The sequence below is a fragment of the Victivallis sp. Marseille-Q1083 genome (assembly GCF_903645315.1).
Classification (GTDB): Bacteria; Verrucomicrobiota; Lentisphaeria; order Victivallales; family Victivallaceae; genus UMGS1518.
In genome coordinates, this window is the sequence record NZ_CAHJXL010000001.1 from 2672801 (window position 1) to 2692500 (window position 19700).

Annotated in this window: 17 protein-coding genes (1 of these 17 cut by a window edge); 9 read left to right on the forward strand and 8 right to left on the reverse strand. The window is 58.4% G+C overall.

Annotation, left to right across the window (positions count from 1 at the left end; translation table 11 throughout):
- Positions 1-22: 22 nt before the first annotated feature.
- The 3 genes from HWX74_RS10995 to HWX74_RS11005 all read right to left on the reverse strand — a co-directional run bounded on the left by HWX74_RS10995 (position 23) and on the right by HWX74_RS11005 (position 3237).
- Positions 23-1039: an IS110 family transposase gene (locus HWX74_RS10995; protein ID WP_176014518.1), complete on the reverse strand. Its 1017-nt coding sequence runs from the start codon at positions 1037-1039 to the stop codon at positions 23-25.
- Between the two features lie 442 nt (positions 1040-1481).
- Positions 1482-2150, reverse strand: a complete 669-nt coding sequence (metW, locus tag HWX74_RS11000) for a methionine biosynthesis protein MetW (RefSeq protein WP_176013583.1) — start codon at positions 2148-2150, stop codon at positions 1482-1484.
- The gene (locus HWX74_RS11005) at positions 2140-3237 is read right to left on the reverse strand and encodes a homoserine O-acetyltransferase (RefSeq protein WP_176013584.1); all 1098 of its coding nucleotides are present in this window, start codon (positions 3235-3237) and stop codon (positions 2140-2142) included. Before HWX74_RS11005 ends, metW begins: the two co-directional genes overlap by 11 nt.
- A gap of 354 nt (positions 3238-3591) precedes the next feature.
- On the opposite strand from HWX74_RS11005, the gene HWX74_RS11010 reads away from it, so the two are divergent.
- The gene (locus HWX74_RS11010) at positions 3592-4359 is read left to right on the forward strand and encodes an HAD-IIA family hydrolase (RefSeq protein ID WP_176013585.1); all 768 of its coding nucleotides are present in this window, start codon (positions 3592-3594) and stop codon (positions 4357-4359) included.
- A gap of 39 nt (positions 4360-4398) precedes the next feature.
- On the opposite strand, the gene HWX74_RS11015 is transcribed toward HWX74_RS11010, so the two are convergent.
- Together HWX74_RS11015 and plsY are read right to left on the reverse strand one after the other, a co-directional pair.
- Positions 4399-5400 (reverse strand): NAD(P)H-dependent glycerol-3-phosphate dehydrogenase, encoded by a 1002-nt coding sequence (locus HWX74_RS11015; RefSeq protein WP_176013586.1) that lies wholly within the window; start codon positions 5398-5400, stop codon positions 4399-4401.
- 4 nt (positions 5401-5404) lie between these two features.
- Positions 5405-6058, reverse strand: a complete 654-nt coding sequence (gene plsY / locus HWX74_RS11020) for a glycerol-3-phosphate 1-O-acyltransferase PlsY (protein WP_176013587.1) — start codon at positions 6056-6058, stop codon at positions 5405-5407.
- Positions 6059-6167: 109 nt separating this feature from the next.
- Here plsY and HWX74_RS11025 point away from each other — a divergent pair, with 109 nt between their 5' ends.
- A complete protein-coding gene (locus HWX74_RS11025) occupies positions 6168-7283 on the forward strand; it encodes a Xaa-Pro peptidase family protein (RefSeq protein WP_176013588.1) in 1116 nt (371 codons plus the stop codon).
- A gap of 98 nt (positions 7284-7381) precedes the next feature.
- Here the strand turns inward: HWX74_RS11025 and HWX74_RS11030 are convergent, their stop codons facing one another.
- On the reverse strand, positions 7382-7618 hold the full coding sequence (locus HWX74_RS11030; RefSeq protein ID WP_176013589.1) for a hypothetical protein: 237 nt from the start codon (positions 7616-7618) through the stop codon (positions 7382-7384).
- A 255-nt stretch (positions 7619-7873) separates the two neighbouring features.
- Between HWX74_RS11030 and HWX74_RS11035 the strand changes: the two genes are divergently transcribed.
- The 4 genes from HWX74_RS11035 to mrdA are packed head-to-tail and all read left to right on the forward strand — an operon-like array spanning position 7874 to position 12234.
- A complete protein-coding gene (locus tag HWX74_RS11035) occupies positions 7874-8905 on the forward strand; it encodes a nitronate monooxygenase family protein (protein ID WP_176013590.1) in 1032 nt (343 codons plus the stop codon).
- 20 nt (positions 8906-8925) lie between these two features.
- On the forward strand, positions 8926-9807 hold the full coding sequence (mreC, locus tag HWX74_RS11040) for a rod shape-determining protein MreC (protein ID WP_176013591.1): 882 nt from the start codon (positions 8926-8928) through the stop codon (positions 9805-9807).
- A gap of 46 nt (positions 9808-9853) precedes the next feature.
- Positions 9854-10375: a hypothetical protein gene (locus HWX74_RS11045; protein ID WP_176013592.1), complete on the forward strand. Its 522-nt coding sequence runs from the start codon at positions 9854-9856 to the stop codon at positions 10373-10375.
- A 2-nt stretch (positions 10376-10377) separates the two neighbouring features.
- Positions 10378-12234, forward strand: a complete 1857-nt coding sequence (mrdA, locus tag HWX74_RS11050; RefSeq protein WP_176013593.1) for a penicillin-binding protein 2 — start codon at positions 10378-10380, stop codon at positions 12232-12234.
- Between the two features lie 119 nt (positions 12235-12353).
- Here the strand turns inward: mrdA and HWX74_RS11055 are convergent, their stop codons facing one another.
- Positions 12354-13310 (reverse strand): ABC transporter permease, encoded by a 957-nt coding sequence (locus tag HWX74_RS11055; protein WP_176013594.1) that lies wholly within the window; start codon positions 13308-13310, stop codon positions 12354-12356.
- Between the two features lie 37 nt (positions 13311-13347).
- Positions 13348-14067 (reverse strand): hypothetical protein, encoded by a 720-nt coding sequence (locus tag HWX74_RS11060; protein WP_176013595.1) that lies wholly within the window; start codon positions 14065-14067, stop codon positions 13348-13350.
- Between the two features lie 195 nt (positions 14068-14262).
- On the opposite strand from HWX74_RS11060, the gene HWX74_RS11065 reads away from it, so the two are divergent.
- From HWX74_RS11065 to der, 3 genes are all read left to right on the forward strand, one after another.
- Complete coding sequence (locus HWX74_RS11065) at positions 14263-15156, forward strand: hypothetical protein (protein WP_176013596.1); 894 nt, start codon at positions 14263-14265, stop codon at positions 15154-15156.
- A gap of 89 nt (positions 15157-15245) precedes the next feature.
- Positions 15246-19034, forward strand: coding sequence for a hypothetical protein (locus HWX74_RS11070; protein ID WP_176013597.1), 3789 nt, complete (start codon positions 15246-15248; stop codon positions 19032-19034).
- A 22-nt stretch (positions 19035-19056) separates the two neighbouring features.
- Positions 19057-19700 carry the start of a ribosome biogenesis GTPase Der gene (gene der, locus HWX74_RS11075; protein ID WP_176013598.1) on the forward strand. 814 nt of this gene lie beyond the right edge of the window, so the window shows 644 of its 1458 coding nt (coding positions 1-644); it begins with the start codon at positions 19057-19059; the stop codon falls past the right edge of the window.

Genomic DNA, 19700 nt, shown 5'->3' on the forward strand with positions numbered 1-19700 from the left:
CCACTTCGATGTCGAGAAAAACTCAATTTTTTACGAGCTTGAATTGAGTAAAATTCTCAAACATCCAATTGTTTTTTAATGTTCTATACACGATATCGAGGAATTTGCGAGCCAAGGCGATATTGGCTTTCGCACCTCCCCGCCGACTTTTTACCGATTCATGAAAGGCATTGAGATACGGGCTGTAGCGTTTGGCGATCAAAGCGCATTGCACCAAAGCGGTTCTGGCGATCTTGCTGCCGCTCTTCGTGATTCTTCCGTGGCAAACCGTGTCATTTGAATTGCTCACTCTGGGGACGATTCCGATATAAGCGGCCAACTGCTTTGCCGATCGGAAATCAGCGATATTGCCGATGGTTGCCAACAGGATCGCCGCACCTTTCGAGCCGATTCCCTTGATGGATTTCAGGTTGTCGAAGCCGTCCATCTTGCTGCCGTGATCCTCAATCGCCTTATCCAGTTTTTCAATGCTTTTGTTCAGACTGCGAATCTGTTCGACAACCACCAGCATTTCCGTGTCGGTGATCGGGTCGAAGTGATAACTCAATGCTTTCAAAAGCCCTTTCTCCGTGGACAGTTCTTCCCGTTTCAGCACGATGAAGTTAGCTGCTAACAGATTGTTGACTTTGTTTTTCAATACGGTACGCAACTGAACCAGTTTTTCCCTGGTCTGCGTCAGACTTGAAATTTTCGCCTGCAAATCGTCTTTCACTCTTACCTCCGGAAGCATATCCTTTTCCAGGAACTCCGCCAACACTTTTGCGTCATGTTTGTCCGTCTTTTTGGTGGACATGCTGATGACTTTGAACTGTGATGGATTCACCACCACCAGTCGCCCGACATGAGCTTTCAGCGAGCTGCAAAACATGAACGTATTTCCGGTCGCCTCCACCGCCATCGCCGTGTTCGGACCGAGCATTGCGGCAAAGCCCTTCAGTTCGGTAATCTCACACTTGCCGATTTTCCGTTCTTCCCCATTTACCCGGATGCAATAAGTAAAATTGTTCCGGTGCAAATCCACTCCAACAAAACTTGTCATCATTCTCTGCCTCCATTCGTTTTTCACGAATCGAAGCGGAACTGCTGTCACGGCCTCACCATCCTCCCATACAGAGTAGTCGATTAATCAGTCGCTCTCTACGGTGGCGCTCTGGTTTACAGATCTGACTAATCTCCTTTCCGGGGTCGTCATCGTTTCTGATGCGCCTCATTGAAACATTCAGTCTGCAACCTGTCCGCTTCCAAACGTGTAAGTTAATCGCCATAAATTACACGCAGAAAGCTGATTCCGCGAACGTCAGTTATTTATCATACCATCTCCTTTGTTTTTTTCTCTCGCGACAGCCATTACTATAGGAGTCGATTGTTAGGAGAATGTTAGAGCCGTATTAGCAATCGGCGAAAAATGCGGTGCGGCCGGCGGCAAGCAGGGTGAAAAAAGGCTGTTTTGTTGGAATACGGTAAGAAAAAGCGGACCGGAATTATTTATGCTTCAGCTCGAAAACGCAACTGTGTGCGAACAGATTGGCGAACAGATGGGTCGACGAGCGCCCGTTGCGGCCGATCGGCACTTCGCAGATGATTTCGATCTCCAGCGAATGGCACAATTCGCGGAAATCCTTCAGTGTGCCGAGGTGGATGTTCGGCGTCTCATACCAGGCGTGCGGCAGGCTGCCGCTCAACGGCATCCGGCCGTGAACGGCCAGTTGCCAGCGGTTGGCGAAGTGGCCGAAGTTCAGAAAACTGACCAGCGCCCGTTTGCCGACCCGGACGATTTCAGTCAACAATTTATCCGGACGCTTGACTTCCTGCAGCGTCCGGCTCAGGACGACGTAGTCGAAACTGCCGTCCCGGGCGAAATCCAGCTTGTGATCCAGGTCGCCGTGGATGACCGAGACGCCGTTGGCGATACACTCGATGATTTTCGCCTGGTCGATTTCAATGCCGAGCGGTCGGATATTTTTCTTGACTTTCAGATATTTCAAAAAGAGTCCGTCGCCGCAGCCGAGGTCGAGGATGCGGGCTTTTTCCGGCAGCAGCCGCGAAATGGCGTGCAGATCGTGACGCTGCTCGAAAAATTCGGTCATCATCTGCTCTTCGAGATCGGCGAAAACTTCGTTGAGCGTTTTGTGTTCACTGTCAGTTTCCATGCCGTTCCTCCATCCGGTTGCGCAGGAAATCGGCGATCATCTTGCCGAGCACCTCGATTTCCAGCAGAAACGCGTCATGACCGTAGCTCGATTCGATTTCACAGAAGCTGACGTCCAGGTCGTTTTCGAGCAGCGCCCGGACGATCGCCCGCGATTCCGAAGTCGGGAACAGCCAGTCGCTGGAAAAGGCGACGACCAGGAACGCCGCCCGGGCGGCGGCGAACGCCCGGCCGAGGTCGCCGCCGGCCGAAGCGGCCAGGTCGAAATAATCCATCGCCTTGGTGATGTACAGATAACTGTTGGCGTCGAACCGCTCGACGAACCGCTGGCCCTGATATTCCAGATAGCTCTCCACCGCGAAGTCGCGCTTGAAGTCGAACGAATAATCGTCGCCTTCCTGCAAACCGCGGCCGAATTTGCGGCTCATCGATTCGTCGCTCAGGTAGGTGATGTGCGCCAGCATCCGGGCGGTCGCCAGGCCGCATTCCGGCGGTTGGTCGCCGTAATTGCCGCAGCAATAGTTCGGATCGTATTTGATCGCTTCGCGGCCGACCCAGTCGAACGCGATGCTTTGCGGCGACAATTGCGCCGTCGTGGCGATCGGAATGATGCTGTCCGCCGCCTCCGGATAGAGGATCGACCATTCCAACGCCTGCATTCCGCCCATCGAACCGCCGATGATCGCCAGGAATCTGGGGATTTCCAGATGGTCCATCAACCGTTTCTGCGCCCGCACCATGTCGGCGATGGTGATGACCGGGAAATCCATATTGTAAAGTCTGCCGGTGTGCGGATTGATCGAACGCGGTCCGGTCGAACCGGAGCAGCCGCCGATGACGTTGCTGCAGATGACGAAATAACGGTCGGTATCGATCGGTTTGCCGGGACCGATCATCGCGTCCCACCAGCCCGGCTTGGCATCGTCGGGGGAATGAACCCCGGCGACATGCGCATCTCCGGACAACGCGTGTTCGATCAGAATCGCATTGCCCCTGTCCGGCGCCAGCGTACCGTAGGTTTCATAACGGATATTGACGTTGAACAGCTTCCGGCCGCAATCCAGCCGCAATGCGTCAGCGTCGGTCATTCCGAAGGTGAAATCCCGGGGAACGACTACCGGGGAAGATTCATTCACTTTTGCGATCGGTACCTCGGGCCCGCCGCGCAAACGGCTGCCGTGTTAACAGTTGTCGGTTTTCATGTAGATTCATAAAATACAATTCCAATGGACATTTTGCAAATCGTGATCCGGTAAAATCGCCGTATCGACGATTGTTTTACATTTTTGTCCTTATTCTGCCGTGAAAACGGACGGAAATTGTCGTATCCAGGACAATCCCTGTCCGGCTTCTTCCCGGGGAAGGCCACTTCCGGCATGAACTGGCATGGCTTCTGCTCATTATCCAACGGACAACTTGTTCAACTCAGCAGGAGGTGCCGTATGAAACGAGGTTTCTTAATCGACATGGACGGTGTGGTTTACCGGGGCAAAGAGGTCATTCCGGGCGCCCGTGAATTCATCAATACCCTGGTGAAAAAGGAAATTCCGTTTACCTTCTTCACCAACAACAGCCAGCGCACCCGGCGCGATATCGCCATCAAGATGAACCGGCTCGGTTTCGAGATTGCCGAGAAAAACGTCTTTACCTGCGCCATGGCCACCGCCCGGTTTCTGAAAAGCCAGAAACCGGACGGCACCGCCTTCGTCATCGGCGAGGGCGGTTTGCTGTATGCGCTGCATTTCAACGGCTATGCCGTCGTCGACCACGATCCGGATTATGTCGTCGTCGGGGAAGGGCGGATGGTCAACATGGAAGCGGTCGAATGCGCCGTCAACATGATTTTCAACGGCGCCAGGCTGATCGCCACCAACCCGGACCCGAACTGCCCGACCGCCACCGGCATGCGGCCCGGCTGCGGCGCCATTGCCGCCATGCTGGAAATCGCCACCGGCGTCAAAGCGTTCAGCGTCGGCAAACCGAGTCCGATCATGCTGCGGGAAGCACGCAAGGAGCTCGAGTTGAGCACCGCCGAGACGACGATCATCGGCGATACGATGGACACCGACATCCTCGGCGGCGTCCAGATGGGCTACCGGACCATCCTGGTGCTGTCCGGCAATACCAAAAAAGAAGACCTCCGTCATTTCGCCTACCGGCCGAACGAAGTGTTCGATTCGATTGCCGATATCAAACTCGACGAAGAGTGATTGTGTATGCCGTTCGGTCCGCCCCTGCCGGCCAGCCGCTCAGCCGAAGCGTTCCGCTTTGGCCGAGCGGGTCATCAGCTCCCGGATCGCCAGCGCCGGTTCGCGGTTTTCATAAAGAATCCCGTAGATCTGGTCGATGATCGGCGTCTCGACCTGCCGGCTGCGCGCCAGCGTGTAAGCGCCGCGCGCGGTGCGGACGCCTTCGGCGACCACCAAGCCCATCGCTTCGATGATTTCCGGCAGCTTCCGGCCGCGTCCGAGCTCCTCGCCGACGTGCCGGTTGCGGCTGTGTCCGCTGCAGCAGGTGACGATCAGGTCGCCGATGCCGCTCAGGCCGGCGAAGGTTTCCGCCCGGCCGCCGAGCGCTTCGCCCAGCCGGCTCATTTCGGCGATGCCGCGGGTGATCAATGCCGCTTTCGGATTGTCGCCGAGCTGCATGCCGTCGATGATGCCGGCGGCGATGGCCATGACATTTTTCAACGCGCCGCCGAGTTCGACGCCGATCGGGTCGTCACCGCTGTAAACGCGGAAATAATCGTTCATGAACAGTTGCTGCGCCTGGCTTGCCCACTCCGGCTGCCGGGCGGCGGCGACCACCGCGGTCGGCACCTGCCGGGAGACCTCTTCGGCGTGGCTGGGGCCGGACAGCACCACATAGCGGCTGTCGCCGAGTTCGGATTGAACCACTTCGCTGACCCGCCGCCAACTGCCGTCCTCAATGCCTTTGGCGACGTTGACGACGAGCTGCCGGTCCGGTTGAAAAAACGGTTTGAACTGCTGCAGCACGCCGCGCAGGTATTGGGTCGGCGTCGCCAGTAAAATCAATTCGGCTCCGGCGACCGCCGTTTTCATATCCGCTTCGAAGCGGATGCCGTCCGGGTAGCGGATGCCCGGCAGGAAGCGCGGATTGCTGCGGGTTGCCTCCATTTGGGCCAGATAATCCGGAAAAGGCCCCCAGATGGTCAATTGGTGACCGTTGCCGCACAGCACCATCGCCAGAGCACTGCCCCAGGCGCCGTCGCTCAATACGCTGATTTTCATAATGTCATTTCTCCGGGGTCTTGGATTTTTTTTGAAAACGGTTTTCGGTTCCGTTCAACAGCCGTTTCAGGTTGGATAAATGCTTGAGGATCGCCGCCAGCGACAGCAGATAAAAACCGCCGAGCGTGACGTTCGAATGCGGATAGAGGTGATAGGCGTCGATGATGGTCGCGCTCAGCGGCAGCGCCGCCGCCGCCGCGATGCTGGCCAGCGAAACGTAACGCCAGGCCAGAAAGGCGATCAGCCAGACTGCGGCGGCGATCAGCACCGCATAGGGGGACAGCGCGAGTACCGCGCCGGCGGCGGTGGAAATTCCTTTGCCGCCCTTGAAATGCAGGAAACAACTGAACATATGGCCGCCGACGCTGCCGGCCAGCGCCGCGATCTGAATCCAGCCCCACGGGTCGCTGCAGAGCTGGTGCCGGAGCAGTTGGGAGACGGCAAAGACCGGCAGGAATCCTTTGAGGGCGTCGAGCGCGAAGCAGAGCCGGCCCGGAAGTTTGCCGATTGAGCGGGTGACATTGGTTGCGCCGATGTTGCCGCTGCCCAGTTTGCGGATGTCTTTGCCGTAAAGCCGGCCGATCAGATATCCCCACGGAATCGAACCAAACAGGTAGGCGCCCAGAATGGTGAACAGATAGAAGAGGAAGGTTGGCATTTTTTACTTCTTTTTCCCTTGTTGAATTGATCAATGACAGCTATACTATTAAAAATAGGCTGTCGCCGGCTTTTTGCAAGCGGCAGCCGGAACGAAAGAGTCAGGAATCATGATGAAAAAGGCGCAATTGATTGTCGATGGCAGTGAACGTTCGGCCGATTTGCTTTACGGTACCGGCTTCATGGCGGCCGATCCGTTCATTTATTTTCACGATGGGGAGCAGGCGGGCATTCTGGTGTCCGCGCTGGAGCATGACCGGGCGAAGCAGCAGGTGAAGCCGGGCGTTGAAGTGTACGAGAGTACCGTTTTTTCCGCTTCCCGCCATCCGGCCGACCAGATATTGGCGCTGGCGGCGGCGCGCGGCATCCGGCATTTCGAGACGCCCGGTGATTTTCCGCTGCAGCTGGCCGACCGGCTGCGGCAGGACGGCCTGACAGTAACTCCGGTTGCCGGCGGCTTTTTCCCGGAACGACTGTACAAGAGCAGCGCCGAGGTCATGGAAATCACTCTGGCGCAGCAGGCCGGGGAAGCCGGCTACCGGCGGGCCCGGACGATCATCGCCGCCGCCGAAATCGGCCGGGATGACATGCTTTACTGGGAAGGCGAACCGTTGACTTCCGAACGCCTCCGCACCGCCATCGATCTGGAACAGGTCAAACGCGGCGCGCTGCCGGGCGGGACGATTGTCGCCGGTGGGCGTCAGGGCGCGGAGCCGCACAACCGCGGCAACGGCGTTCTCTATGCCCATGCGCCGATTGTCATGGATATTTTTCCGCGGCTGCAATCGACCGGTTACTGGGGGGATTTGACTCGTACGCTGGTCAAGGGAAGCGCTTCCGGTCGGGTGCGGGCGGCGTTTGCCGCCGTGCTGGACGCCCGCGAGAGCGCCAAAGCGGCATTGAAAGCCGGCGCCGTTCCGTCGGAGATCCATGCGCTGGCGGCCGAAATTCTCGAAAAAGCCGGTTTCCCGACCTGGAAGCGTCCGGACGGCCGGAACTGCGGCTTTTTTCATGGACTGGGCCATGGAGTCGGACTGGAAATCCACGAAGCGCCCCGCTTGAGCCCCGGCAATTCGGTGCCGCTGGCCGGCGGCGAGGTAGTCACCGTCGAGCCGGGGGTTTATGATCCGGAGTGGGGCGGCATGCGGCTGGAGGATCTGGTGCAGGTCCGGGAGAACGGCTGCGACTGCCTGACGACGGTTTCCACCGAACTGGAGATCGAATGAAATAAAATCGCTCCGGTTTGACCGGCGCCGCTCCGCCGCGTCACGCTCCGCCCGGCGCGGGCCGAACGCCCGGGCGGGATGGACTGTTATTTTTGAGGTCAGGCCCGGCCGCGGTTGTCGGGCTGCATTGCCGGATAGCGGCTGATCCACTGCTGGACCAGCGGTTCGATGGCGAAATCTTCCGTATCGGCGCAACGTTCCAACTGGGCGTTGCAGTACGGACAGACCAGGTAGGTTTCGATGTCGGCCGGCGTGAGCAGTTCCTGGCATTTCCAGCAGCGCAGCCGCCGGGTCGACAACTCTTCATTATTGTAAAATACCGTTTTTCCGGTCATTGGTTACCTCCGTTTCTTTCAATGAGAGAACAAAGTACTATATCAATTGTTCGATAAAAGACAAATGATTTTTTAAAAAGTCCCGGCACTGTTTGAAAAAAAACGGTAGCCGACCTATATTATGCCTGCATCAAAACCGTCGCGATTGCAGACTGGATCGACCGGGCGGTTTCCCGGCCGGGGTCCGGTCTCGGCAGAAAAAACAGACGGCCGGCCGCGGAGTAACAGATTTTTTTCAATAAGGAATAATTTTTCATGGGTGTCAATCATCTTTTCGACGCACTTTCCGCCCGCGGCAACGAGTTTCTCGGGACACGCTATCCGATCATTTGCGGTGCGATGACCTGGGTTTCCGAGCCGCAACTGGTGGCGGCGGTCTGCAATAACGGCTGTTTCGGCTGCCTGGCCGGCGGCAACGCGCCGACCGATGTGCTGCAGCGGCAGATTGCCGAATTGACGGCCTTGACCGACAAGCCTTTTGCGGTCAATTTGATCACGATCGCTCCCGCCTATCGGGAGCATCTGGCGATGATCAAGGATATGCCGGTCGAATATATCGTGTTCGCCGGCAGTTTCCCGAAGGAAAAAGAGGTGGCTCTGGCCAAGGCGACCGGCGCCAGGGTGATGTGTTTTGCGTCGACGCTGTCGATTGCCGAACGGATGATCCGGTTCGGCGCCGATGCGATCATTCTGGAAGGCAATGAGGCCGGCGGCCATATCGGTCATGTTTCTTCGGTGGTGCTGATGCAGCAGGTGCTGTTCAAAGTCGGCGACCAGATTCCGGTATTTATGGCCGGCGGCATTTCCACCGGGCGGATGATTGCCGATGTGCTGATGATGGGGGCCGCCGGTGTGCAGCTCGGCACCCGGTTCGTCATGACTGAAGAGTGCCGGGCGCATGCCAATTTCAAAGCGGCGTTCCGGCGGGCCAATGCCCGGGACGCGATCGCGACGCCGCAATACGATTCCAAGCTGCCGGTGGTGGCGGTGCGGGCGCTGCGCAACAAGGGAATGGACAGCTTCGGCGCTTTGCAATTGCGATTGTTGCGCGAGCTGGAAGCCGGTACCATCCACCGCCAGGACGCCCAGGAGGAAGTGGAGAAATATTGGATGGGCGCTTTGCGCCGCGCGGTGGTCGACGGCGACATCGATTACGGTTCGCTGATGGCCGGCCAGTCGGTCGGCATGGCCGACGCCATTTTACCGGTGCGGGATTTGATCGATGAACTGGTGACTGACGCTTCCGCCGAATTGGAACGGATGAAGATGCGCCTTAACAGTTTGTAAACGGCGGAAGTAATTCGGTCATGAGTGCGAGGCGACGCCGACCCGGTTTGCGCAGCGGTCATGTGATTCTGCTGGCCGTCGCCGCGTTGATTGTCCTGGCGACGACAGTGCGGGTGCTGTCGCTGGTCTCCGGCCGGATAGCCGGAGATTTCTTCTATCCGTATTTGGCGCTGCCGAGCCGGGCGGTCGATGGCTTGAGCGACCGTTCCCTGCTGCTGCGCGATAAATTCGAACTGGCGGCGGCGGTAGAGACGCTGAGCGAGCAGAACCGGCGGCTGGCGATCGAGAATGCCGCCCAGTCGCAATTGGCGGCGGAGAACGAATTGCTGCGTCGGCAATTGCGGTTGTCGCCGCCGGCCAATTATAAGTTTATCCATGGCGAGGTGCTGCAGCGCGACCCGCTGTACTGGGAAGAACAGTTTGTCGTCGATCGCGGCGAGGCCGACGGCGTGCTGCCCGGCGCGGCGGTGCTGGCGGTGCTGCCCGGTGCCGGCGAAGCCCGGCCGATGCTGGTCGGTATGGTCCGGGAAGTGACCGGCCATACCGCCCGGGTGCAGACGCTGCTGAATTCGGAATTGCAGATATCCTGCCGTTACGAAGCGAGCGGTGCGGTGGGTTTTCTGAACGTCAGCTCCGGCGAAGCCGAGCCGGATGACGATCTGGTGCCGGTCGGCTATTTGCCGACGCAGGATTATCTGATCGGCAATCTGATGGTTTCCACCGGTTACGAGCAGCATTTGCCTTCCGGAATTCCGATCGGCCGGCTGGCCGATATCGGCCGCAGCAATACGCCGTTCAACGGCCGTCTGTACCGGACGGTGAAGCTGCGGCCGCTTGCCGATTACAATCTGTTGAAATTTGTCGTGCTGGCTGTTTCCACTTCGCCGGCGAAGATGGAATAAGGCCGGTGGGTTCGAATCGTTTTTCACAAAGAGGCAGACCACGATCATGCAGACTTGTTTCGCGCTTTTGACCTTGCTGGCGTTGACGCTGCTGGAACTCTGGATCGGTAATTTCGGCTTGTCGGTGCCGTTGGTCGGCTGCGGTATTTTTTATTTTTCGATCAATGGCTCCTGGCGGCAAGCGGTCTGGCTGGCGGCGTTGTTCGGTCTGCTGCTGGATTTCAATTTCGGCCGGATGTTTTTCTGGACGCCATGGTTCCTGCTGCTGGTGGTCGGTTTCGCCTGGCTGTGGCGGAAATACCAGACGGTTCGTCCGCTGCTGATCAACCTGGTGCCGGGTGCGCTGATCAGCGTGGTGATGCTGGCCATTCCGTTCGGTTGGCGCTGGGCGCGGAATCACTGGGCGGCTGAAACCGGTATCGACCTGCTGGCGTTGCTGGTGTTTGCCGCTCTGGCGACGGCATTGTGGCTGCCGATCAATATTCTGGTTTTCGATTTGTTCTGCGCCCAATTGGCGCTGCCGCGCTATCTGGAGAGCGGAATGCGCAGCGACCGGCGGGAGCGTTGACGATGCGGGAGTATTTCAACCGGACGCAAATCCGAATTCTGGTCATCGGCCTGCTGGTGCTGATTTTGTTTGCGGTGTTGATCGGCCGGCTTTATCAGGAGCAGATCGGCCACGGGCAGTTGCACAGCGAGAAAATTTCCCGCCAATCGATCCGCCGCATTCGCATTCCGGCGCTGCGGGGCCGGATTCTGACTTCCGATCTGGAAATCCTCGCCGACAACATTCCGGCTTACGATGTCTGTTTTTATCTGGAAGAGATGCGCCAGCCGCGGGTCAATACCCGGCAGGCCATCATGGCGGCCGCGGAGCGGCTGGCCGCCGTGCTGGGCCGGCCGAATACCTTGACCCGGGAACAACTGGAGCGGCATATCAACTTGCGTCCCGGTTTGCCGTTGACGGTCTGCAAAGATCTGAATACGGCGGAAATCGCCCGGGTCTACGACCTGCTCAATGAAATCCGCGGCATTGCCGTGGTGCCGCGGGTGCAGCGCATCTATCCGTTCGGCCCGCTGGCGGCGGTTCTGATCGGTTATACCCGGCTGGAAGATCCCAAACGGGCCGACGATTTCGATGATTTCTTCTATTACATTCCGGACTTGGTCGGACAGGCCGGCGTCGAAAAAGTTTACGATGAATTTCCGGACAAATTTTATCGGCGCCATCTCAAGGACGAGCGGGACCGCGGATTGCGCGGCAAAGCCGGATTTTCCCTGGTGCAGGTGGACAACATGGGATTTATCCACGATGTGCTGGTGCGGGAAATCGAACCGGAAGATGGCAACAACGTCGTGCTGACGCTGGATTCACGGGCGCAGGAGATCGCCGAAAAAGTCATGCAGGGGGTCAACGGCGCGCTGGTGCTGCTGGATTCCGATACCGGCGATGTGTTGGCGATGGTGTCGACGCCCGGTTATGACCTCAGCCGGTTTTCGCCGCGGCTGACGCCGGAATACTTCCAGGCGTTGAAGGACGACCCGAACCATCCGATGATGAACCGGGCGCTCAGCGGCGCCTACGCGCCGGGGTCGATTCTGAAGCCGCTGGTGGAGCTGGCTTTTCTGGAAAATGGCATCGGCCCGTCCGAACGCGTTCATTGTGACGGCCGCACCTATATCGGCAAACAGTCGGTGCGCTGCGCCTCCTGGCGGCGCGGCGGCCACGGCGATGTCGATGCGGTGACTGCGCTGCAATTCAGTTGCAACGATTATTTTATCGAGCTCGGCTTGCGGGTCGGCTACGACCGCATCAAGGCGATGCTGATTTCGGCCGGCATCGGCCAGCCGACCGGTTTCGAGCTGGGCGGCCAGGCCGGCCTGGCGCCGGACCGCGATTTCAAAAAGCGCGTCTACAAAATGGAATGGAATGCATTCGATACGGCGCTGCTTTCGATCGGGCAGGGGATCATTCTGGTGACGCCGCTGCAGGCGGCGATGTATACGGCCGCGTTGAACAACGGCGGCCGGGTGATGCGGCCCCATCTGGTCAAGACGGTTACCGACCTGAACGGCAAGGTGTTGTTCGAGCGGGAACCGGCCGTCAACAGCGTGCTGGCGGCGCGGCAGAGCAGTATCGACACCGTGCGGGAGGGGATGTTCCAGGTGATCAACAATTCATCCGGCACCGGCCGGACCGCCCGCAACCGGGCGATCACGCTGTACGGCAAGACCGGGACCGCTCAGGTCGGCCAGGTCGGCAATCTGAAGGAAAACAGTTGGTTCATCTGTTTCGGCTCGCGGGACCGCCGCAATTATGCGATGGCGGTGCTGGTGGAGGACAGCATCAATGCCGGCCGCAAAGCGGCGCCGGTTGCCGCTCAATTTTTCGAGGAGTATCTCGGACCGGAGCCGGAAGAGCCATAACTAAAGTCTCTCATTAATCTCGGGCGTTCAGTCACTCCGGCGAAACACGGCAGAAGTTTTGATCAAAAAGCAATCGCTCCGGTGATACCGGAGCGATCGAAACTATGCCGCCGATCCGCTCAGCGGGCATCCTTGGCAATTTCCCGGTTCAGGAAGATCGCCACCGCCCAGATCGAACAGAGAATGATATAGATGACGACATAAATGCCGGAGTAGATGACATATTCCATCGGAATCGGCTGTTGCACCGCCAACGCGTCGGCCACCCAGAAGAATTGCCAGTTCGGCAGGATTGCATAAAAGACCGAGCAGAGGAAATCCAGCACCGCCGACCCGGTTTCCCGCTGAAATAGGAAACTGGAGATCAGTCCGAGGAAAAAGATCACCGAACAGATGCACAGATTGGCCACCATATCCAGCCGGGTGGCGAACACCACCGTGATGGTCGCCATCGCCGAAACCGCGAAGAACAACAGGATCAGCGCCATGATGTAATCCGGCATCGACAGCGCCGGACTTTCTTTGAAAACCATGCAGAACGCGGCAAAAATCGGCAATAATACCGCCATCACCAGCGCCATTGAGGCCGGAAAAGAGTCGCCGCGGAAGAAATTCAGCAGCATGCCGACGATGCAACTGACCAGCACCGTGCCAAAAAATAGCAAATAAGCGGTCAGATCAAGCCGGAATTGGTCGACGGCCACGTAGATTGAAATGACCGATGCGGTGCTGCAGATGAAAACGAACAGAACCGAAGCGGCGACGATGCCGAAAATTTTGGCCAGGATGAATGCCCAGCGGGAAACCGGCTTGGACATCAGCAGCAGCACGGTGCCGTTGCGCATCTCCCGGGAAACGGTGTGGCTGGAAGAGAAGACGGCGACGAACAGGCCGAACAGCAATGTGGTGGCCATCGAGCTGTCGACCACCAGCTTCAATTGCTCGGAAAACACGAAGAGCGCCATCGACGGGAAATGGCCGATCAGCAATACGGCGAACAACAGCAGTACGCCGAAAATCGGCTCCCGGATCGACTCTTTGAACGTATTGGCGGCTATCTTGTAAAAATTGAGCATGACTTGTATCCCGTTGCTGTCGTTGTCGAAGTACGGCTTATTCCGTCGGTTCGTCGGCGGCTTCCGGCGCCGCGACGGCGGAGCTGTCGATATCGAGCGAGACTGCTTCGAGCGCTTCACCGCCGTCCGGCGACTGCTTCTCGGCTTCGGCCTGGGCATCGGCGTCGACGACCACCGCCTGCGAGGCTTCCTGCAGCATATCGCCGGCCGGCTGGGTGGCGGCCGGTACTTTGGCCGGCACATAGATGTTGCGCTGTTTCAGTTCACGGCGCAGTTTGCTGTAATCGCTGGCCAGGTTGTTGATATTCTGGGAACGCTCCAGCGACGCGGCGATATTCTCCCAGTCGCCGGTCATGATCATCACCGGAATGGCCGGATCGATGGCCGCCCGGAAACGGCGGGGGACGTAATGGTCGTCGCCGAGGATGATGATCTGGCGCGGATTGAGGAATTTGACGAATTTGGAAAAATCGGCGATATGAATTTTCTGGACGGCGTCCTTGCCGCGCGGACACCAGTAGAAGTATTCGTCATTTTCCAGCGGCAGCAGCAGATAGGGCTGGCGGGTGTGCGCCTGGATGACGTCGGCCAGCAAACGCGGATTGACGTAGTTGCCGGTGATCACCAGCGTCGTCACATCCTTCGACGGCCCCTGATACGGCGTGGTCCAATCCCAGAATCCTGCCATCAAACCCGTGGAACAAATCCCGAGCACCAACAGCACCAATGTTTTCTTCAACAGTGCAAGACGATTCATTATTTGCCTCTTTCGGTTATAAAAAATTTCGATTTACCTCTATTGACCCCAAGACTCAATAACAGCATAAACTATATGCAAAATGCGATAAATGCAAATGAACTATCCCGTTAAAAAAAAGGTTATTTTGCTTGCAGATTGCCGGAAGCGGGGCATTTTATTAAGAAATGATCAAAACAGTCGGGAGTTTTACGCGTGATCAGAGAGTTTTTGCCGCTGAATCGTTCTGCCCGGGTTGCCGTATTTTTGAGCGGGAGCGGGACCAATGCCGAGAAATTGCTGGAGTTCCGTGCCGCCTGTCCGGCCTGCCGTTTCGACATCGTTTTGCTGGTGACCGACCGACCGCAGGAAAGCCGTGCCGCCGAGTTGGCCGAACGGTTCAAACTGCCGCTGGCGGCGCTGGATATCAGGGAATTCTATCGGCGGCACGGCCTGGAAAGCACTTCGCTGGCGACGGAACGCGGCCGGGAGGTCCGGGAACGCTGGACCGGGGAACTGCGGCGCCGGATTGCCGGCTACGCGATTGATTTTGCCGTCCTTGCCGGTTTTGTGCCGCTGACCAACCTGACTGGCGATTTTCCATGTTTGAACGTCCATCCCGGCGACTTGACGGTCGTCGGCGGGGACGGCCGCCGGTTGCTGGTCGGGCTTCATGCCATTCCGGTGGAAAAAGCTATCCTGGCTGGGGCGGCAAGTTTGCGCAGCAGCGTCATTCTGGCGTTGCCGTACCGTGAAGACGGCCATGCTGCCGATATGGACAACGGTCCGCTGCTCGGTATTTCGGCGCCGGTGCCGGTGGAGCTGGGCGGTTATTCGCTGGACGCGCTGCGGGTGATGGCGGCGTCGCGGCCGGCGCGCCGGCCGAAAGGCGGCTTCCGCGACGGTCTGTCCGAAGTGGCCGCCCGGAATTTGCAGCATTTGAAGGAAGCCGGCGACTGGACGATTTTGCCGCGGGTGACCGCCGATTTTGCCGCCGGCCGGTTCGGGACGGATGGGACGCAACTCTTTTTCCGTCAACCGCAGGGCAGTTTCCGGCCGGTCCGCACCGTCGAATATCGTCCGGATGGAACGGCGGCGCCGGTATTGTAAAACTCCGGTCGGCGTATATAGTATAATGCCGGTTTTGCTTCAAACCGGGAGTTCGGTGGGGAAATTGAAAAAATGCGAGGGAGCGTTTCATGCGGAAAAAGAGCGGTATTTGGAAGATCACCCTGGCCGTCCTGCTGCTGGGCATCGTGATTTTTTATGGCGTACTGTATGGTTATTTCCTGCCGAAGTCATTTCAAGAGCGCTTGTTGCCGGCCTTGAATTCTCCGGCGGCGGAGCAGAGCGGATTGCGGCTGCAGGTGACCGGAAATTATCCGATGCGGGCGAATATCGGCCCGCTGGAATGGAAAGATGGCGACTCGGTGCTGCTGCAGTCGACCGGAGGCAGCATCGGGTACCGGCCGGATAAGTTCTTTTTCCCGCAAAATGCCCGTCTGCACAGCCTGACGCTGAACGGAGTGCCGTTGACGGCGGAGTGGTCGCCGGAGCGGGAACTGCTGCTCAACCGGCAGCCGGTCTGGGCGTTTTTCACCCGTCTTGCCGCCAGTTTGCCGCAAACGGTGCTGGCGGCGCAGCCGGACGACTCTTTTACGGTCAAATTGACCGGTTTGCTGCGGTTCCCCTCCGCCGGTGGCGGGAACGAGGCGGCGCGGCTGCCTTATGAATTGGAATGTTTCCGGAAAAATGCCGCCGCACCCTGGCAATTGGTCCTGACATTGCCGCAGGACGGCCAGTCGCCGCTGGTTATTTCCGCCGTGCCGGCCAAAGGGGCGGATAAACTGGTCGCCTTCCGGCTGAAAGGTTCTCTGGCGTTGCCGGAGGCGGCGGCCGGCCTGGCGCAACTGATGCCGGCTTCGAAACCGTGGTGGCAGGATTGCCGGGGCCGGGCGTATGTGAATCTTTCCGGCAGTTTGACGGTCGCTCCGCTGCGCGTCAATGCCGCATCCGGCCGCATTCAATTGCAAAATGCCGAGCTGAGCGCCGGAGTCCTGCAAAGCGCCGGCCGGCAGAACGGTTTGATCGAGTTCGCTTATGAAAATGATCAGTGGCGTGTCCGGTTGAATCGGATTGCTTTGCTTCAGCCGTTGGAAATGAGTCTGGAAGAGCTGCAATTGCAGATTCCGGAAAATGGCGAGGCCCCGGTGACATTGACCGGCCAGGCGGTTTTGAAATTGCGGGATTTGCCGTTTTTTCGCAACCGCGCTTTGCAGTTGCCGGAAAATTTGACGGTACGCCAGCCGATTACCGGCAGTTTTCAGCGGTCCGACGGCAGTTGGAGTGTCGCCGGTCAGCCGGCCGCGGCAGAAACCCCGGTCAAATTCGATCACCGTAAATTGCACATCAAGGCGGCGCTGCGGCAGATGAATCTGACGGCTTCCGGCGTCTGTCAAACCGGCCAGGCGGCGGTGGGGCTGGATTTTGCCGACTTCACGGCGACCGGGGCTGATTTCACCTGCCGGGTGCCGTCGGGCGCGATCCGGCTGGACCATGCTTTTGCCGCCGGGGACAACCACCGGAAGTGGCAGTTGACGCTGCCGGAGGTGGCTGGCAATGTCAAACGGCATGAATTTGCCTTGCAGGGTTATTCGCAGCAGATCGAAGTGCGGGAGATGGCGGACCGGCCGCCGGAATACCGGGTGGCGGTCCGATTCGACCGGTTGAATGTGCCGGATGAATATGAACAGATGCAGTTGGAAGATGCCGGCTTGACCGCCGTATTGCAGCCGGTGGCGGACAGCGACCGTTACGCCGGCGAGGTGCAGGCGGCAGTGAAGAGCTGGACAAGCGTGACGCCGTTGCGGGAGATGCGCGGCGAACAGCTTCATTTTGACGGCAGTGTGGAATTTTTGCCGGACTTCTTCGACCCGGTGAAGGTGCCGGAGCAATTCACGAAGATCGCCGGCAAATTTACCGGCGACAATTTCCAGTTGGCGACGCCGAACCGGATTGGCGTCGAACTGGGCCGGTTTGAAACGGAGGGGCGTTTCGGCGCCGGCGGCTGGGAGGAAATCGATCATTTGAATGCGGTCGGCTTGAAGGCCTTTTTCGGTGATTTCAGCCTGGTCGGTAAACAATTGACCTTACGGGGCAGCCGGGAAGGGCATACGATCCGGTTGACGCCGGCGTTTGAAACCTTGAGCGTGGCGGCGCCGGACTTCAGTCTGGATGCCAATGGGGTGGAATGGCCGCTGACCCTCAAGCTGCCGGCCAACCCGGCGATGGATGCCATTGTCATCGACAGCCGTTTGAGGTTGGCGGATGGAGAACTTTCGGCGCCGGCGGTGCATTTCGCGATGCCGGACAGTGAACTGGCGGTGTCGCTGGTGCTGCCGCCGGAAAAGAGCCTGGTCGGTTCGCCGGCATTGAAGATTGCCGGAAACTTGAAACAGACGGCGTTCAAGGTGCAGAAGGTCGAATTCACCGGTGACACGCTGGATTGGAATTTCGAATTGAAACTGGCGCGGCGCAATGGCGCCTTGCAGCCGCAGCAGGCCGGCGGGAAAATTGCCGTCAACGGTTTGAGCGGCAAAATTCTCGACAATCCGTTCAGTGCGCCGCGGGCCGTTTATCAGTTCTCCCGGGAGCTCAATACGCCGAATGCCGATTTCCATTACAGTTTGAATGCCGAAGATTTGTTGCTGCGGGTGCTCAATCCGCTCTGCCACTTCAAATTCAAGACCTTCCAGTTGACCAGCGACCAGCGCAATTCGTTCGGCTCGTTCCAGCTGGAAACGACTGGCGATGCGGAGCTGATTCAGTCGGCCGTCAAATTGAACCAGTTTAAACTTTCTTTGCCGCTGACTTTTCCGGCCGCGCCGGACGGCGGCGGTTCCTTTGAAGTCAAGCAATTGGTGATCGGTTCCCAGGAGCTCGGCAAGGTGTCGCTGGCGCTGCGGCAGAACGAGGAAAAATTGTTGTTCGACGGCGTTTTGAAAGCGGCGTCGATCGGCGGCGACGGCCTGCAGTATTCCGGCAGTTTATTGCTGCCGCCGCAGTCGTTCGGGTTCGCGCTGCAGTTTTCCCTGCCGACAACGACGGTGGAATCGCTGGACCTCAATGAGTGGTTCCGCCGTGGAATGGCGTTGCGCTATCAGGGCAAATTGGCGGCCAGCGGGTTGCTGCGCGGCAATTTGGAAACCGTGGACGGGCAGGCCAAACTGGAATTGAACGACGGGACGCTGACCGGAGATCGCTATAAAGCGACCGGCGTGCAGGGGACGGTGGAGCTGGCTGATATTGCCGCCGTCGCTTCGGCGCCGGATCAGAAATTGACGTTCCGCTCGTTGAAGATTGATGATCTGGAGATCGGCAATGGCAAAATGCTCTATGAATTGCGTCCGGACCGGCGTCTTGCCGTGTATCAGGCGGAATATACGCTTTTCGGCGGCCGCTTCAATAATCTCGGTCCGATTTTCCTTGATCCGCTGCAGCAGACGGTTTGCGGCGCCGAGGACAGTGCGTTGAAATTTGCCGTCTCCGGCCTGGATGCCGCGGCGTTCCTCCGTTATTTCGGAGTGGAGGCGACTTTGAACCCGGCCGCGCTGAACGGCATGGTCCAGTGCCGCCTGCTGCCGGGACAATTGAAGATTGAGCCGTCGGAATTGTACACGCCGGCCGGCGAGCGCGGTACGGCGGAATTTCTCAATCTGGATCAATTTTTGCTCGTGGCGCCGGACGATGCGGATTTGAATTTTGCGGTAGCCTTTCTGCGGGCGATCCGGTATAATTATCTGCGTTTTCGTTTTTCCGGCGATCAGCAGGCGTTGCGGTTGAATATTGCCGCGGATGCCAGGCCGCTGCAGCCGTTGCCGTTTTATCGCGAGGAGACTACCGGAAAATTCCGGCCGCAATTGCCGTCCGAACCGGCTTTCGATGCGGAAATGCTCGTCGATTTGAATTTGAAATTGGATAAAAAATAATTGGACTTAGAGTAAAATTACGATGACCAAAACCAATAAAGCCTTACCCATCGTCGCCATTGTCGGCCGTCCGAATGTCGGTAAATCTTCCCTGTTCAATGCGATCATCGGCCAGCGGCTGTCGATCGTCCACGAGATGAGCGGTGTGACGCGGGACCGGGTGGTGGCGCCGGCCGACTGGGGAGGGCGGCAGTTTGAACTGGTGGATACCGGCGGCATCGGAGTGGCGCCGGGGGCCCGGCGCAATGTCGATTTCTGGGATGAACGCATTACCGAGCAGGCGGCGGCGGCGATCGACGATGCCGATGTGTTGATTTTCGTCGTCAACGTTCAGGAGAGCATCACCGCGCTGGACGAGGAGGTTGCCGACCGTTTGCGGGTGCTCGACAAGCCGGTCATTCTGTTGGCCAACAAAGCTGACAATCCGCAGTTGGCGGCGGAAGCGGTCGAAATGACTGCGCTGGGCTTCGGCGTGCCGTATGCGGTTTCCTGCTTGCACCGGCGGGGCATCGGCGATATGCTCGATGCGGTGCTGATGCGATTGCCGCCCGGCGAGCCGGAAGCGGCGGCGGAAGCGGAGGATGCTGCCGACGATGGGAAATTGTTGCGGATCGCGGTGGTCGGACGACCGAACGTCGGCAAATCCTCGCTGGTCAATGCCCTGCT